The organism is Streptomyces sp. NPDC089424, assembly GCF_044749345.1.
Classification (GTDB): domain Bacteria; phylum Actinomycetota; class Actinomycetes; order Streptomycetales; family Streptomycetaceae; genus Streptomyces.
Genome location: NZ_JBIVHU010000012.1, coordinates 62,936 through 77,007, shown reverse-complemented (window position 1 = coordinate 77,007; position 14,072 = coordinate 62,936). Strand labels below are relative to the sequence as shown.

13 protein-coding genes and 1 pseudogene are annotated in these 14,072 nt (G+C 74.0%); 7 read left to right on the top strand and 7 right to left on the bottom strand.

What is annotated here, in order from left to right; genetic code table 11:
- Positions 1–35: 35 nt before the first annotated feature.
- Complete coding sequence (locus tag ACIP2X_RS36695) at positions 36–419, top strand: hypothetical protein (RefSeq protein ID WP_401682320.1); 384 nt, start codon at positions 36–38, stop codon at positions 417–419.
- Complete coding sequence (locus ACIP2X_RS36690) at positions 416–676, top strand: DUF4031 domain-containing protein (RefSeq protein ID WP_401682317.1); 261 nt, start codon at positions 416–418, stop codon at positions 674–676. Before ACIP2X_RS36695 ends, ACIP2X_RS36690 begins: the two co-directional genes overlap by 4 nt.
- Positions 677–707: 31 nt before the next feature.
- Here the strand turns inward: ACIP2X_RS36690 and ACIP2X_RS36685 are convergent, their stop codons facing one another.
- Positions 708–1,799, bottom strand: coding sequence for a GNAT family N-acetyltransferase (locus ACIP2X_RS36685; protein WP_401682314.1), 1,092 nt, complete (start codon positions 1,797–1,799; stop codon positions 708–710).
- A 28-nt stretch (positions 1,800–1,827) separates the two neighbouring features.
- On the bottom strand, positions 1,828–2,472 hold the full coding sequence (locus tag ACIP2X_RS36680; RefSeq protein ID WP_401682311.1) for a hypothetical protein: 645 nt from the start codon (positions 2,470–2,472) through the stop codon (positions 1,828–1,830).
- Between the two features lie 29 nt (positions 2,473–2,501).
- Between ACIP2X_RS36680 and ACIP2X_RS36675 the strand changes: the two genes are divergently transcribed.
- Entirely contained in the window at positions 2,502–3,179 is a 678-nt protein-coding gene (locus ACIP2X_RS36675) for a maleylpyruvate isomerase family mycothiol-dependent enzyme (protein WP_401682308.1), read from the top strand.
- A 132-nt stretch (positions 3,180–3,311) separates the two neighbouring features.
- A complete protein-coding gene (locus ACIP2X_RS36670; RefSeq protein ID WP_401682305.1) occupies positions 3,312–4,004 on the top strand; it encodes a copper homeostasis protein CutC in 693 nt (230 codons plus the stop codon).
- 29 nt (positions 4,005–4,033) lie between these two features.
- Here ACIP2X_RS36670 and ACIP2X_RS36665 read toward each other — a convergent pair whose 3' ends face one another.
- Positions 4,034–6,073, bottom strand: coding sequence for a HelD family protein (locus tag ACIP2X_RS36665; RefSeq protein WP_401682302.1), 2,040 nt, complete (start codon positions 6,071–6,073; stop codon positions 4,034–4,036).
- Positions 6,074–6,374: 301 nt separating this feature from the next.
- On the opposite strand from ACIP2X_RS36665, the gene ACIP2X_RS36660 reads away from it, so the two are divergent.
- On the top strand, positions 6,375–6,560 hold the full coding sequence (locus tag ACIP2X_RS36660; RefSeq protein ID WP_365451729.1) for a hypothetical protein: 186 nt from the start codon (positions 6,375–6,377) through the stop codon (positions 6,558–6,560).
- A 17-nt stretch (positions 6,561–6,577) separates the two neighbouring features.
- Positions 6,578–7,669: pseudogene (locus tag ACIP2X_RS36655) on the top strand (glycosyltransferase 87 family protein); the annotation flags it as partial.
- Between the two features lie 20 nt (positions 7,670–7,689).
- Here the strand turns inward: ACIP2X_RS36655 and ACIP2X_RS36650 are convergent.
- Positions 7,690–9,333 (bottom strand): DNA repair helicase XPB, encoded by a 1,644-nt coding sequence (locus ACIP2X_RS36650; RefSeq protein WP_401682299.1) that lies wholly within the window; start codon positions 9,331–9,333, stop codon positions 7,690–7,692.
- 59 nt (positions 9,334–9,392) lie between these two features.
- On the opposite strand from ACIP2X_RS36650, the gene istB reads away from it, so the two are divergent.
- Entirely contained in the window at positions 9,393–10,604 is a 1,212-nt protein-coding gene (istB, locus tag ACIP2X_RS36645) for an IS21-like element helper ATPase IstB (RefSeq protein WP_401682296.1), read from the top strand.
- Here the strand turns inward: istB and ACIP2X_RS36640 are convergent.
- The 3 genes from ACIP2X_RS36640 to ACIP2X_RS36630 all read right to left on the bottom strand — a co-directional run bounded on the left by ACIP2X_RS36640 (position 10,582) and on the right by ACIP2X_RS36630 (position 13,938).
- On the bottom strand, positions 10,582–10,800 hold the full coding sequence (locus ACIP2X_RS36640) for a hypothetical protein (protein ID WP_401682293.1): 219 nt from the start codon (positions 10,798–10,800) through the stop codon (positions 10,582–10,584). The genes istB and ACIP2X_RS36640 overlap by 23 nt on opposite strands.
- An 83-nt stretch (positions 10,801–10,883) precedes the next feature.
- Complete coding sequence (locus ACIP2X_RS36635; RefSeq protein WP_365451735.1) at positions 10,884–11,012, bottom strand: hypothetical protein; 129 nt, start codon at positions 11,010–11,012, stop codon at positions 10,884–10,886.
- 361 nt (positions 11,013–11,373) lie between these two features.
- On the bottom strand, positions 11,374–13,938 hold the full coding sequence (locus ACIP2X_RS36630) for a helicase-associated domain-containing protein (RefSeq protein ID WP_401682290.1): 2,565 nt from the start codon (positions 13,936–13,938) through the stop codon (positions 11,374–11,376).
- Positions 13,939–14,072: the final 134 nt, after the last annotated feature.

Genomic DNA, 14,072 nt, shown 5'->3' with positions numbered 1-14,072 from the left:
TCGGCGTTGTGGTCAAGAGTGCGCACAATGGGGGCATGGACCCCATCAGCCCCCTGGAGCAGGCGCTGCACGCCGCCCGTGCCCTCGTGCTGGCCGACCTCGTCGCGGGCCAGGTCGCCGAGGCGGACGTCGTCTCGCTGGTCGAGGAGTCCGTCGTACAGCGGCGCTGGTGGGTGGAACAGTGGCCGGACGGCGCGGAGTACGTCGCCGGTCTGATCGCCCAGGACGTGCAGGACGCCCTGCTCGACCGCTACGGGCGCTGGCCCCTGTGCCCGGTCTGCGGCTCCGGCGACCCGCACGCGCTGGACGTGGAACCCGAGCTCGGACCCGACCCGCACTGGGTGTGCCACAAGGCCGGGGTCAAGGTCGCGGCGGTCGGCTCCCTGGGGACGGGCCCGGGCGGGGCCGCCGCCTCGTGACGATCTACATCGACCCGCCGACCTGGCCCGGCCACGGACGCATGTGGTCCCACCTCGTCAGCGATCTGTCCTACGACGAGCTGCACGCGTTCGCCGAGACGCTGGGCGTCCCGCGCCGCGCCTTCGAGCGGGACCACTACGACATCCCGTCGCACCGTTACGCCGACGCGGTCACCGCCGGCGCGGTGGAGGTCAGCAGCCGGGAAGTGGTGCGCCTGCTGCAAGGGTCCGGACTGCGCAGGCCGAAGGGCCGGTAGCGCGTACGGCGGGTGGACCGTACGGCCGTGCTCAGTTCCGCCGCAGCTCGTAGGCGTACAGCTCGTCCTCGCCCTCGCTCACCCGGACGAACCCGGCCCGCTCCAGCACCCGTTGCGACGGCACGTTGTCCAACTCCACCGTCGCGAACAGGGACCGTACGTCCTCCCGGGCCAGGGCCCGGTCCGCCAGGGCGCGCAGGGCCTCCGTGGCGTAGCCGTGGCCGCGGGCCCGCTCGGTGAGGTCGTAGCCGATCTCGGCGCGGGCGTCCTCGTCGGGAGCGCCGTGGAAGCCCATGCCGCCGATCGCGCGGCCGTCCTCGTGGCGCACCAGGACGAACAGCCCGAACTCGGGGCGGTGCACACCCGCCTCGTACGCCTTCGCCGTCATCACCGCCGCCTCGCGGGTGCCCTCGAAGGGGCCGCCCTCGACCCACACGAAGCCGCCGTCACCGCCCGCGGCCAGGTCCGCGGCCGCGAGCGGGGTGACGCCCTCCAGGGTGAGCCGGTCGGCCGGGACGACGAGGTTGTTGCTCCAGCGCCAGTCGGTGACCGGGGCGCGGCCCGGCAGGTCTCCGCGGCCGGTGGCCCACAGGAGGGTGCGCCAGGGGTCGGCGGCGGGCTGGACGTGCGGGAAGATCGTGCCGAGGACGTACGTGCACAGGTCGGCCGGCGGTTCGTGGGCGAGGCCGAGTCCCTGGGCGATGTCGTGGGTGTGGAGCAGGACCTCGGCGACGCCCATCGCGGCGAAGCCCTCGCGGTTCGCGCTGCGGAAGGGGTACGGGTGGAAGGCGCGCACCTCGCGGGGCGTGGTGCGGATCGCGGCCGTGAGCAACGCACCCGTCGTCTCGACGACGTGGAGGACGCCCTCGTTGTCGGCGGGGTCGAGGCCGTCCTCGTCGCCGTCGAGCGTGATCTCGAACGGCACGTAGGCGTCCCGCGCGCGTCCGGCGAGTTGCCCCGCGTACGCCAGCAGACAGCTCGCGACGTGCTCGGCCGTCCGGCGGCAACTCCACGTCGTACGGCCCGCGTCGACCGCGCGCCAGTCGCGGTCCGTCGCCGTCCGCAGTACCGCGACGGCGTCCTCGACGGCCCGCTGCACCATGTCCCCACCCGTGTCTGCCATGCGGCGCAGATTAGGCGAGGAGACGCCCTCAGGACGACAGGATTTCCAGCTCGGAGCCGACGTTGTAACGGGCCGTCGCCTCCCAGTGCTCCGCGCCGTAGGGGGTGCGGTACAGGCGGGGCAGGGCGAGCAGGTCGCGCAGGACGGCGGACCGGCCCGCGCGGAACGCGTCCGACGGGACGAAGCCGTACTCCTCGCGGACGGCGGCCGTGTAGGCGGCGTACACCGACGGGGGCGAGCCGAGGATGGCGAGATCGGCGTCGCACAGGACCTGGCCGTTGGGGTCGTCGTCGGCCGCCGCGTGTCCCGCGGTGAGGCGGACCAGGCGGGCGACCTCGGCGGTGGCCGCCTCGGCCAGGCCGGCCTCGGGGAGGGCGCGTTCGGCGAGCCGGGCCGAGCGCTCCTCGTTCTCGGAGCGGTCCGGGAGGTAGACCGCGTCGTGGAACCAGGCGGCGAGCCGGACGAGGTCGGGATCGTCGGCGTACTCCTCCAGCGCGTCGACGTGGTCGAGGACCGCGGTGAGGTGGGTCAGCGTGTGGTAGTGCCGCTGCGGTTCCTGCCAGCGGGCGATCAGGTTGTCGGCGTACGGGACCGGATCGGGACCGCCCTCGGGGCCCCGGGCGGCCTCCAGCGCTCGACGGAAGCGGACGCGAAGCGTGCTGGGTTCGGGCATACCGTCAATTGTGGCCCTAGCGTGGGGGCATGACTTCTGCTGACATGCACGGCGCGGTACGGGACCCGGAGCTGCCGGGGAGGCTGTTGGTGGTGGAGCGGGATCAGCTGATCCCGTGGCTGCGGGGGCGGACGGAGGGGGACTTCGCGCGGCCGGTGGAGGCGTGCCCGGGGTGGACGGTGCGGGATGTGCTGGCGCACTGCTCGTCGGCGCTCGTGCGCGCGGTCGAGGGCCGGTTCGAGGACGGGGTGTTCTCGCCCGAGTCGAACGACCGGGACATCGCGGAGCGTGCCGGCTGGACCGACGCGCGGGTCGTCGACGAGCTGGAGCGCGGGATGACCGAGGCGGGGCCGGTGGTCGCGAAGGCGGGCGGCGCGCTGGACGGGCTCGCGCTGGGCGAGTGGGTGCACGCGGGAGACGTGCGCGCGGCGCTCGGGGAGCCGGAGGCGTACGCCGGGAAGGGGCTGCCGTACGCGCTCGAACTGCTGGCGCGGATCACGCGGGAGCGCGGGCACGTGGCGCTGCACGCCGACCTCGACGACCTGGACGAGCCGCTGCGGCTCGGCGAGGTGAGCGGGGACCGGCCGCCGGGGCGCTACATCGGCGACGCGTCGACGCTGGTACGGCTGTACTCGGGGCGGTCGGTGGACGCGGCCGGGTTCGAGCTCGCCGGGGTGCAGGTGGGGGAGCTGAACCTGTTCGGCTGAGCGGCGCGGCGGCACGCCGGTTTCCGGCCGTTGTCGGCGCGACGCCGTCTCGCGGGCGCGATCCCCGCGGGCGTACCCTGATATTGGACTAGACCTGTAGCCGCATCGGGGAATGCCCAAGAAAGGGGTGCCATGAGCACGCGTGCAGTCCTGGAGGTGATCGCCCTCGACGCCGAGGACGCGATCGCCGCCCAGGCCGGAGGCGCGGATCGCCTCGAACTGGTCACCGACATGGCGGCGGACGGACTCACGCCGTCCGTCGAGACCTTCGTCGCGATCCGGGCCGCCGTAGACATTCCGCTGCGCGTGATGCTGCGACTGGCGGACGGGTTCGCGGCCGGTGAGGTCCCGCGGCTCGTCGAGGTGGCCGGACGGATGCGGGAGGCCGGGGCCGAGGAGTTCGTGCTCGGGTTCCTCGACGCCCACGGCGGGGTGGACCTGGACGCCGTGGAGGGGGTGGTCGGCGTGCTGGAGGAATGCCGGTGGACGTTCCACCGCGCCATCGACCGGGCGGCGGACCGGGACGCGCTGCGCAAGACGCTGGACGGCCTGCCCGGCCTGGACACCTATCTGACGGCGGGTGCGGCCGCCGGCGTGGACGAGGGACTGCCCGTGCTGCTCGCCGAGGCGGGGCGGCGCGGCGAGCCGGGGTACGAGCAGCAGATCCTGGTCGGCGGCGGCCTGCGGCTGGAGCACGTGCCGCGACTGGTGGCCGCCGGGGCCGACGCCTTCCACATCGGCGGCGCGGCCCGGCCGCACGGCTGGGAGGGCCCGGTCTCGACGGCGGCGGTCGCCGAGTGGCGGGAAGTCCTAGACGCCGGGTGACCCGTGCCGTGCCGGGACCGGCGGGTGCCTCAGGTGAGCTGGGGTGGCAGGGGTGCCGTGTGCGTCACGGTCAGTCCCGACACGGCTCGTGTCAGGGCCACGTACAGGCGGCGCAGCCCGGTGCGTTCGTCCGGCTCGCCGTCGACCACGGCCCGGGGTTCGTCGAGGACGACGTAGTCGTACTCCAGGCCCTTGGCCAGGGAGGCGGGGACCAGGGTCAGCCGGGTCTCGTACGACGTCTCCTCGCCGGGGGCGAGGTGGTCGATCCCCGCCGCACCGAGCGCCTGCGCGAGCGCCGGGATCCGCGCGTCCGCGGCGATCAGGCCGATGGACCCCTCGTGCCGGAGCGCCTCCGCGCAGGCCGCCACCACGTCCGCGTCGCTCCCGACCGGCCGCACCTCGAACGTCCCGGGGTTCTCCCGCACCGACGCCACCGGCGTCAGGCCGGGCGCGATGTGCGGCAGCAGCCGGGACGCGTACGCGATGACGTCCGTCGGGACACGGAAACCGGCCGTCAGCTCCTCCACCACCGCGTCGTCCTTGCCCAGGTGGGCCAGCGCCTCCTGCCAGCTGCGCGTCGCCCACGGCGTGGTGCCCTGCGCCAGGTCGCCGAGCACGGTCGCGGAGCCGGTGGTGCAGCGGCGGCCGACCGCCCGGTACTGCATGGGGGAGAGGTCCTGCGCCTCGTCGAGGACGACATGCCCGAGGGACGGGGTCCTCTCGACGAGGTCCTTCGCCTCGTCGATCAGCACCGCGTCCGCCGCCGACCACTTCGCCGCCTTCACCGACCGCACCGCCCGCGCCCACAGCACCGTCTTGCGCTCGCCCTCGTCCAGCACCCCCTGCGCGTGCTCGGCCAGGAAGTCCGCGTCGGTCAGCAGCCGCAGCACCAGCTTCGCCGGATCCACCGCCGGCCAGATCTCCTTGACGGCCGCCTTCACCGCGCTGTTGCGGGCCACCGCGTCCTGCACGCGGTCGTCCGGCGCCTCACCCGACCGTTCCATCTGCACCAGCACGGCGTGCGCGATCCGCTGCGGCAGCGCCTCGCGTGCGGCGCCGTACCGGATGCCCCGGTCCAGCAACTCCCGCACCATCTCCTCGACCTCGTACGCCGGCACCCGCCACCGCCGTGACCCGCGCACCACGACGACCGGCTCCGTCGGCATCGTCACGTGCGCGTACAGCGCCCGGCGGACGACCTCCGCCATCCGCGCGTCCCCCTTGACCAGCGCCGCCGCCGCGTCGTCCGTGCCGCGCACCTCCACGTGCGCCACCAGGTCGTCGACCGTCGCCTGCCGGGCCGACAACTCGCCCAGCGCCGGGAGCACCTGCTCGATGTAGTGGAGGAAGGAGCGGTTCGGACCGATCACCAGGGTGCCGGTGCGGGCCAGCCGGTCGCGGTGCGCGTAGAGCAGGTAGGCCACGCGGTGCAGGCCGACCGCGGTCTTCCCGGTGCCGGGCCCGCCCTGCACGCAGACCGAGCCGCCGAGCCCGCTGCGCACGATCTCGTCCTGCTCCGGCTGGATGGTGGCGACGATGTCGCGCATCGGCCCGACACGCGGGCGCTCGATCTCCTGCTGGAGCAGCTTGCTGGTCCGCGCCGCCTCGGCCGGGTCGGACAGGTGCTCGTCCTCGTAGGCCGTCAACTCCCCGCCGGTGTAACCGAACCGGCGGCGCAGCCCGATGTCCATCGGATCCTTCTTGGAGGCCCGGTAGAACGGTTGCGAGACCGGCGCGCGCCAGTCGATCACCATCGGGTCGCCGTCCGCGTCGTGCACGTGCCGGCGGCCGACGTAGAAGCGTTCCCCACCCGCGCCCTCGGCCCGCTCCGCGCCCGGGGCGTGCAGATAGTCCAGTCGGCCGAAGAACAGCGGGGTGTGGCTGAGGTCGGCGAGGGCCTTGATGCGCTCGCCGATCTGGCGTTCCAGGATCTGGGCGTTGACCCAGTTCGCGGTGACGTCGCCGATGTCGAGGGACTCGACGTCCTCCCGCATGGCCCGCAGCGCGGCACGGGACGCGGACAGATGGGAGCGCTCACGGGCGAGCGGATCGACGGCGGGCGTGGACACGGCGGTGCCTCCGGAAAGCTAGGGATGCGATGCGGGGTGCCCCCGGTTTCCGTCCGGGTGGCGGCGCTCCCCGAGGGAGGCGGGCAAGAGCGGAGATTCTAGGTGAGCGGCGCAGGACGGGCCAACGAATTTCTCCCGCCCGCTCCCGCGCCCCTCGCACCGGCACAGCCCCTAGGGGACGGGGCCGCGCGCCTCCTCCCCCCTCGGCTCCACCGGTCCCTCTCAGGGGCTACCCCGGGGCCGCCAAGGTTCGGTCCCGAGACCGATGCCGCTTTCGGGGTGCGAAATCCACCATGGACATATGAGTGCAGCGACTTTCACCCCGGCCCCCGCCCCGCACCGCCCGTCCGGCGCGACGGCCCTCACCGGCAGCCACCGGCATCGCCTCGGCGAAGCCCTGCGTGCCGTGCGGGTGTTCGCGGGCGCCGCGTTCGATGTGGTCATCCTCGGTGAGTACGGCGAGGAGGCGGGCGTCCGCCGCAAGTGAGCGTCTAGTGTCACGACGTGACGAGACGACCACGCTCGGCAGCGCCCGTGACACTCCTGGCCGTCTCCGCGGCGGCCTTCGCCGTCCTGTGCGTCGTGCACCGCCCGGCCATGGCCGACGCCCTGGTGTACCGGGCCGAGGGCGCGGCCGTCCTGCACGGCCATGACCTCTACGGCTTCACCGTCACCCGGTGGCGCCTCCCCGCCACCTATCCGCCCTTCGCCGCACTCCTGTTCACCCCCGCCGCCTGGATCCCCGTAGCGGCTCTCAAGGCCGCCTTCCTGTCGGCGAACATGCTGCTCACCGCCTGGCTGGTGCACCTCTCCGCCCGGCTGGCCGGCCGCCCGCTGCGCCTTCCCGCCCTCTGCGCGCTCACCGCGCTCGCCCTCTGGCTGGAGCCGGTGTTCCAGACCCTGCTCTACGGCCAGATCAACCTCGCCCTCGCCTGCCTGGTCCTGTGGGACCTGACCCGACGGGCCGGCGCTCCCGGCAAGGGCGTGGCCGTGGGCATCGCGGCCGGCATCAAACTGACTCCGGCCGTCTTCATCGCGTACCTGCTGCTGCGCGGGCGGTACCGGGAGGCCGCCACCGCGACGGCCGCCCTCGCGGCGACCATGGCCGTCGGCGCGCTGGCGCTGCCCGCCGCCAGCGCCGACTTCTGGCTGCGCCGCCTCTACGAGACCCACCGGGTGGGCAAGCCCTGGATCGTCGACAACCAGTCGCTCCAGGGCCTGCTCGCCCGCGCCCTCGGCGACCCGGCGCCGGGTTCCGCCTGGCTGGCGCTCGCGCTGGTGGTCGCGGCCGCCGCCCTGTGGCTGGTCCACCGCACGCCGGACGACCGTCACGCCCTGCTCCTGACGGCCGTCACCGCGCTGCTGGTCTCACCGATCAGCTGGTCCCACCACTGGGTGTGGTGCGTCCCCGTCATGGCCGTGCTGCTGGCCGACGGCCGCGGCCGGCTGGCCCTCGCCGTGGCCTTCCTGTTCACGGCGCGCACCATGTGGCTCGTCCCCCACCAGGGCGACCTGGACCTTCAGCTCCCCTGGTGGCAGCAGCCGCTGGCCTCGCCCTACCCGCTGCTGGGCCTGGCGGCGCTCACCGCGGTCGCCCTGCGCACGCTGCTGGGGCGTCAGCTCCCGGCGAGCAGTTCGTCGGCGTCCATGATCCGGTACGCGTACCCCTGCTCCGCCAGGAACCGCTGGCGGTGGGCCGCGAAGTCCTGGTCGAGCGTGTCGCGGGCGACGACCGAGTAGAAGTGCGCCTGGTGGCCGTCGGCCTTCGGGCGCAGCACCCGGCCCAGCCGCTGGGCCTCCTCCTGCCGCGAGCCGAAGGTCCCGGACACCTGGATGGCGACGGTCGCCTCCGGCAGGTCGATGGAGAAGTTGGCGACCTTGGAGACGACCAGCACGCTGATCTCGCCCTCGCGGAAGGCGTCGAAGAGCTTCTCGCGCTGGGCGTTGGACGTCTCGCCCTTGATCACCGGCGCGCCGAGATGCTCCCCCAGCTCGTCGAGCTGGTCGATGTACTGCCCGATGACGAGGATCTGCTGCCCGGCGAACCGGCGCACGATCGCCTCGGTCACCTTGCGCTTGGTCTGGGTGGTCGAGCAGAAGCGGTACTTCTCCTCGGGCTCCGCCGTGGCGTACGCCAGCCGCTCGGAGTCCGTGAGGTTGACCCGGACCTCCACGCAGTCCGCGGGCGCGATGTAGCCCTGCGCCTCGATCTCCTTCCACGGCGCGTCGAACCGCTTGGGCCCGATCAGCGAGAACACGTCGGACTCCCGGCCGTCCTCCCGCACCAGCGTCGCGGTCAGTCCCAGCCGCCGCCGCGCCTGGAGGTCGGCCGTGAACTTGAAGACGGGTGCGGGCAGCAGATGCACCTCGTCGTAGACGATGAGCCCCCAGTCACGGGAGTCGAACAGCTCCAGGTGCGGGTAGACACCCTTCCGCCGGGTCGTCAGCACCTGGTAGGTGGCGATGGTGACGGGCCGGATCTCCTTCTTCGTCCCGCTGTACTCGCCGATCTCCTCCTCGGTCAGCGAGGTCCGCTTCACCAGCTCGTGCTTCCACTGCCGGGCCGAGACGGTGTTCGTCACGAGGATGAGCGTGGTGGACTTCGCCTGCGCCATGGACCCGGCGCCGACCAGTGTCTTGCCGGCACCGCAGGGCAGGACGACGACCCCGGACCCGCCGTGCCAGAAGTTCTCCACGGCCTGCTTCTGGTACGGCCGCAGCGCCCAGCCGTCCTCGTCCAGCTCGATGGGGTGCGCCTCGCCGTCGACGTACCCGGCGAGGTCCTCGGCGGGCCAGCCCAGCTTCAGCAGCACCTGCTTGATCTGGCCGCGCTCGGAGGGGTGCACGGCCACGGTGTCCGCGTCGATGCGCGTGCCGACCAGCGGCGCGATCCGCTTCGAGCGCAGCACCTCCTCCAGCACCGGACGGTCGGTGGTGGTGAGCACCAGCCCGTGCGCGGGGTGCTTGCTCAGCGTCAGGCGTCCGTAGCGGTCCATCGTCTCGGCGATGTCCACGAGCAGCGCGTGCGGCACCGGGTAGCGGCTGTACTCCACCAGCGCGTCCACGACCTGCTCGGCGTCGTGGCCCGCGGCACGCGCGTTCCACAGGCCGAGCGGGGTCACGCGGTAGGTGTGGATGTGCTCCGGCGCGCGCTCCAGCTCGGCGAACGGCGCGATCACGCGACGGCAGTCGTCGGCGCGCTCGTGGTCGACCTCCAGGAGGAGGGTCTTGTCGGACTGGACGATGAGTGGACCGTTCACGTACGTACATTCCTTCCGCGCGGGCCAAACGTCCAGTGTGCCTGATCGTTGTGCACGGCGTGCAGGACATCACCAGTGCCTCGTCCCCGCCGTCCACCACGCTCGGCTACGCGCTGTTCGCCACACGCTGGCTGCAGGCTCCGCTGTACTTCGGCCTCGTGGCCGCCCAGGGGGTGTACGTCTACAAATTCTTCAACGAACTCTGGGCCTTAATTCTCCGGTGTGTGACCGGACAGGCGACAGAGACCTACGTCATGCTCGCCGTGCTCAAGCTCGTCGACGTCGTCATGATCGCCAATCTGCTGATCATGGTGATCGTCGGCGGCTACGAGACGTTCGTGTCCCGCATCGGCCTCCAGGGCCACCGCGACCAGCCGGAATGGCTCTCCCACGTGAACTCCAACGTGCTGAAGGTCAAGCTGGCCACCGCCATCGTGGGCATCTCCTCGGTGCATCTGCTCCAGATGTTCGTGGACGTCCACCACACCCCCCGGCACTCCCTGTTGTGGGGCACGGTGATCCACATGGCGTTCATCGCCTCGGCGGCGATCCTCGCGTACATGTCGGGGCCGATGGCGGCGCAGGCCGAGCGCGCCCACCACCCCGCCCACCAGCCACCGCAGGAGCGGAGCCCCGGGGGCGCCCCGCCCGAGAAGGCCGTCATCCCCGCCCAGCGTGACCAGGCGCCGAGCGCCGAGGAGCGGCTGCGGGCCGCCGGGTTCCCCGCCCGCCGGCTGCTCGAGGACTTCGACGCCGAGCACCTGAGGTCCTTCGACCGCGAGGCCGTGGCCCGGCTCGGCAAGCTGGACTTCGTCACCGCCCGCCGCAACGTCGTCTTCGCCGGGCCACCCGGCACGGGCAAGACGCATCTCGCACTGGGCCTCGGGGTGCGCGCCTGCCAGGCGGGGCACCGGGTGCTGTTCGCGACCGCCGGCGAGTGGGCGGCGCGGCTGACGGGGGCGCACGCCGACGGCCGGCTCACCGACGAACTGCGCCGCCTCGACGCCTACGCGCTGCTGATCGTGGACGAGGTCGGCTACCTGCCCTTCGACGCCGACACCTCGCAGCTCTTCTTCCGGCTGGTCGCGCACCGCTACGAGCGGGGTTCGCTGATCGTGACCGCCGACCGTCCCCCGGCGCGGTGGGACGAGGTGTTCGGCGGCCCCGCCGCCCCGGCGATGGTGGACCGGCTGGCCCACCACGCCGAGATCGTCCGCCTCGACGGGGACAGTTACCGGATGCGCCGGGCTACCTCGGAATGGGCAGGGTGAGGTTGTTGACCAGCGGCTGGGCGAACACGTGCCCGTCGATGTTGACCAGGGGCTCGCCCGCCTGCGCGGCGGGCAGCGGCAGCGGCGCCGCCGAGGCCTCGGGCGCGAGCGCGGCGACCAGGGCGGCCGCGGTCACCACGGCGGCGGCGGTGACGGCGATGGCGGAGTGGGCGCGGGCGGGGAGCTTGGAACGCATGGGGCGGTCAAGGCCTTTCCGGGGATCTGTCGGGGCGGGCCGGGCCCGGGACGCGGGACCCGGCCCGAGGGACGCGCGGCGGGTCAGATCTGCGGCGTCTCCAGCACCAGTCCGGCGACGTCGATCGCGATGGCAGCGGCCTGGGTGGTGAGGGCGCCGAGCATCACGGCGGTGGTGGTCAGCACGGCGGCGACACGACGGGCAGCTCGCATGGGTGTTTCCTCTCGGATGTGCTCGCCCGGGTCCCCTGCGTGGGCCGGCCCGGGCTTGATCAGGACTCCCGGTGGCTGCCCGGCGCGCGGCACGGCGATGCGGGAGGCCGCCCAAGCTCCCTCATGGGTGGGAAGTGTCCGGCGTGGCGTGCATGGATCGCGGCGTACCCCCGCAGGGGTGAGGCCCCAGGGCCTGTCTGACAATTTCCGTCTGCCAGACGGCGCCATGCACGCACTCTCGCCGCGCCGGGCCCTGACCCGAGTACGTCCAGTACGCAGGTCAGGGCCCGGCGCCCCGAGAGCACGCACCTGACGCCGTCCGGCCGCCCTCCGGGCGACGACGCGAATTGTCAGACAGGCCCTAGTCCTCCGCCAGTTCCGCCACGCCCGTGATCCGGTGCAGGGGATAGGTGCGGACCTCGTCCGCGGTGTGGTCGTAGGCCGTCACGAACCCGCCCTCCACCCGCACCGGGGCGATCACCCGCTGGCTGGCGGCGCCCTCGGCGTTGACGTACCCGATCCACAGGGTCTGGCCGGTCAGCACGGCGGCCTGCATGGTGGCGAGGGTCTCGGCGGAGCCGGTGCGCGGCAGACCGCGGCCGGCGGCGGGCTCCGGGGACTTCCGCGGCGTCGTCGAGGCCAGGTCGCCCGCCCGGATCGCGCGGATCGCGGCGGCGAGCAGCGTCGCGTCGGGCGCGGGCGGGCCCTCGGGGACCGGCTCGGGCGGGGTGCGCGGCGGGGTGCGGTGGGCGTGCGCCCGCGTGATCAGCACGTCGCCCTCGGCGGATTCGGCGGCGGGCGCGAAGCCCATCGCCCGCAGTCCCTCCAGCAGGGCCGCCGGGTCGGCCTGCGCGGCCAGCACGGTCGGCGCGAGACGGCGCAGCCGCAGTCCGGCGGACCGCTTGTCGGCGAGGATCTCGCTCAGCATCGCGTCGTCGTCGCAGCGCACGTACGCGGAGGCGGCGCCCACGCGCAGATGCCCGTGTCTGCGCGCCACGTCGTCGATCAGGTACGCCAGCGGCTGCGGCACCGGCGTCCGGGAGTGCTCGGTGAGGAAGGCGTGCAGGTCGGAGGCGGCGCGGCCGGCGTCCAGGGCGCGGCGTACCGAGGCGGGGGTGAAGCGGTAGACGGTCGCGCCGCCCTTGGACTCCACGTCCGCGAGCACGCCCAGCGTGTCGGCGAGGTGCCGCTGCAGGGGGCCCGGCGCCACCGCCGTCAGATCCGCCTGGAGCAGCACGTGGTCCAGCGGCTCGGGCAGCAGCGGGGCGAGCAGCCGGGCGGCCGTCGCGGAGGCGACGGACTGCTCGGCCGGGGCGAGGGGCTTGAGACGCGGGGCGGGACGGTGGTGCACGGGCAGCTTGTCGCCGGGGCCCTCGGGCTCCTCGGCGGGCGTGTGCACCGGCGCGTACGCCCCGAGCAGCGCCCGCCCGTGCGCGGAGAGCGCCCCTCGTCCGGTCACGCCCAGCAACTCGGCCTCGGACAGCGCCCATCGGGCGAGCCGCACCCGCAGGTCGGCGTCGGGGCCGGTGTCCCGCTGCGGATCGCGCTGCGGGTCCCGCTGCTGGTCCCGCCGCAGCGGACGCTCCCACCGCAGTCGCGCGAGCACCGACTCGCCCGTCGGGGCCGCTCCCTCCGGCAGCTCCGCCAGCAGGCCCAGCACCCGGTGCCGCACCTCCGGGGCGGCCGAGCGGTCGAGGCCCGGACCCAGGGCGGCCAGCGCACGGTCCTTGGTGTCCCGGCCGCCCACGAGCCCTGCCGTCCGGGTCCCCGTCAGCCAGGTCTCGGCCAGCCGGGCCCAGCGCGTGCCGGCGGGCTGCTCCAGCCACTCGTCGTAGGCGGGGGTCGCCGCGTACCGCTCGTCGGCCTCGCCGTCCGAGGCGATCAGGCCCGCGGCGTAGGCCAGTTCGACCCAGAACGCCGCGACCGGTTCGGACACGTCGAGCGCGACAGCGGTCCGCTTCAGGTCACGGACGCTGAGACCGCCCGCCCGCAGCACGGCGGGGCCGCCCTCGTCCCAGTCCTTCAGCAGCTCCTCGACGGTCGCGAGCGTGGTGTACGCCTGCCCGGCCGCCGTGGCGTCCACAACCTGTGGACGGTGCGTGGCCGCCGCCTCCACGGGCGGGGCCACCGGCTCCGGCACCCGGTGCGCCCGGCCGGCCCGCAGATGCAGGGCGACCTCGCGGGGGAGCACGACCGTGCCGGGCGCCGTCGGCAGCAGCAGCCCGCGGTCCAGCAGCCAGCGCAGCCGGGGCGCCGGATCGGCGGTGACCTGGCCGTACGGCGGGCCCCACACGAGCCGTTCCAGCACCTCCACCGAGTCGGCCGGGGCCTCGTCGAGCAGCGCGGACATCCGGGTGCGGTCGGTGAACAGACCGGCGAGCGCGGCCGTCGCGGAGACGGCGTCGTGCGTGGAGGGCAGCCCGGCGGCCGTGACGAGGTCCTGGATCCGGCCCGGCGACATCCCCGCAGTTGCCTCCTGGACGGTCGGGCCCAGTCCGGTCGGGGACGGATGCTGCGGGGTCGGGGCGAGCAGTTCACGTGCCGTGCGCACCAGGCGCAGCCGGTCGTCGGGACCCCACACCAGGGCCTGTTCGCGCAGGATGCCCAGGCCGCGCGGCAGGGCGGCGGTCACGAGGGGGTCGCCGTCGTCGCCCGCCATGAGCCCGAGCAGTTCCGGGTAGGTCGCCGGGTCGGCCGCCACGGCCAGCGCCTCGGCGGTCTGGAGGGCGAAGCGGTCCAGGCGTTCCAGGGCGCGCACCACCGAGGCGCGGGTGCCGGCGCGGGTCGCGAGCTGGGTCAGGTCGGTGGGGACGGGCGTGATGAGATCGGGCCGGGCGCGCAGGAGCGCGGACAGCGAGTCGTCGTCCCGCGCGCGAAGCGCCTCCGCGAGGGAACGCGGGGCCGCCGGCTTCTCCTCGGTGCTCATCCGGTCCACGGTAGCGGGTCGGCGGTCGGCCGGGGCCGACCGCCGGGGCCCCGGCAGGTGCGGCGGCGGCCGCCCGTGGCGTCGGGCGTGCCGCCGCGCTGCGCTACCGTCGTGCGCTACGGGGAAACCGGCAC

Coding starts and splice junctions, on each gene's coding strand:
- ACIP2X_RS36630 (WP_401682290.1), bottom strand. CDS start 13,938: ATGAGCACCGAGGAGAAGCCGGCGGCCCCGCGTTCCCTCGCGGAGGCG.
- ACIP2X_RS36635 (WP_365451735.1), bottom strand. CDS start 11,012: ATGCGAGCTGCCCGTCGTGTCGCCGCCGTGCTGACCACCACCGCCGTG.
- ACIP2X_RS36675 (WP_401682308.1), top strand. CDS start 2,502: ATGACTTCTGCTGACATGCACGGCGCGGTACGGGACCCGGAGCTGCCG.
- ACIP2X_RS36685 (WP_401682314.1), bottom strand. CDS start 1,799: ATGGCAGACACGGGTGGGGACATGGTGCAGCGGGCCGTCGAGGACGCC.
- ACIP2X_RS36660 (WP_365451729.1), top strand. CDS start 6,375: ATGAGTGCAGCGACTTTCACCCCGGCCCCCGCCCCGCACCGCCCGTCC.
- ACIP2X_RS36680 (WP_401682311.1), bottom strand. CDS start 2,472: ATGCCCGAACCCAGCACGCTTCGCGTCCGCTTCCGTCGAGCGCTGGAG.
- ACIP2X_RS36640 (WP_401682293.1), bottom strand. CDS start 10,800: ATGCGTTCCAAGCTCCCCGCCCGCGCCCACTCCGCCATCGCCGTCACC.
- ACIP2X_RS36670 (WP_401682305.1), top strand. CDS start 3,312: ATGAGCACGCGTGCAGTCCTGGAGGTGATCGCCCTCGACGCCGAGGAC.
- ACIP2X_RS36695 (WP_401682320.1), top strand. CDS start 36: ATGGACCCCATCAGCCCCCTGGAGCAGGCGCTGCACGCCGCCCGTGCC.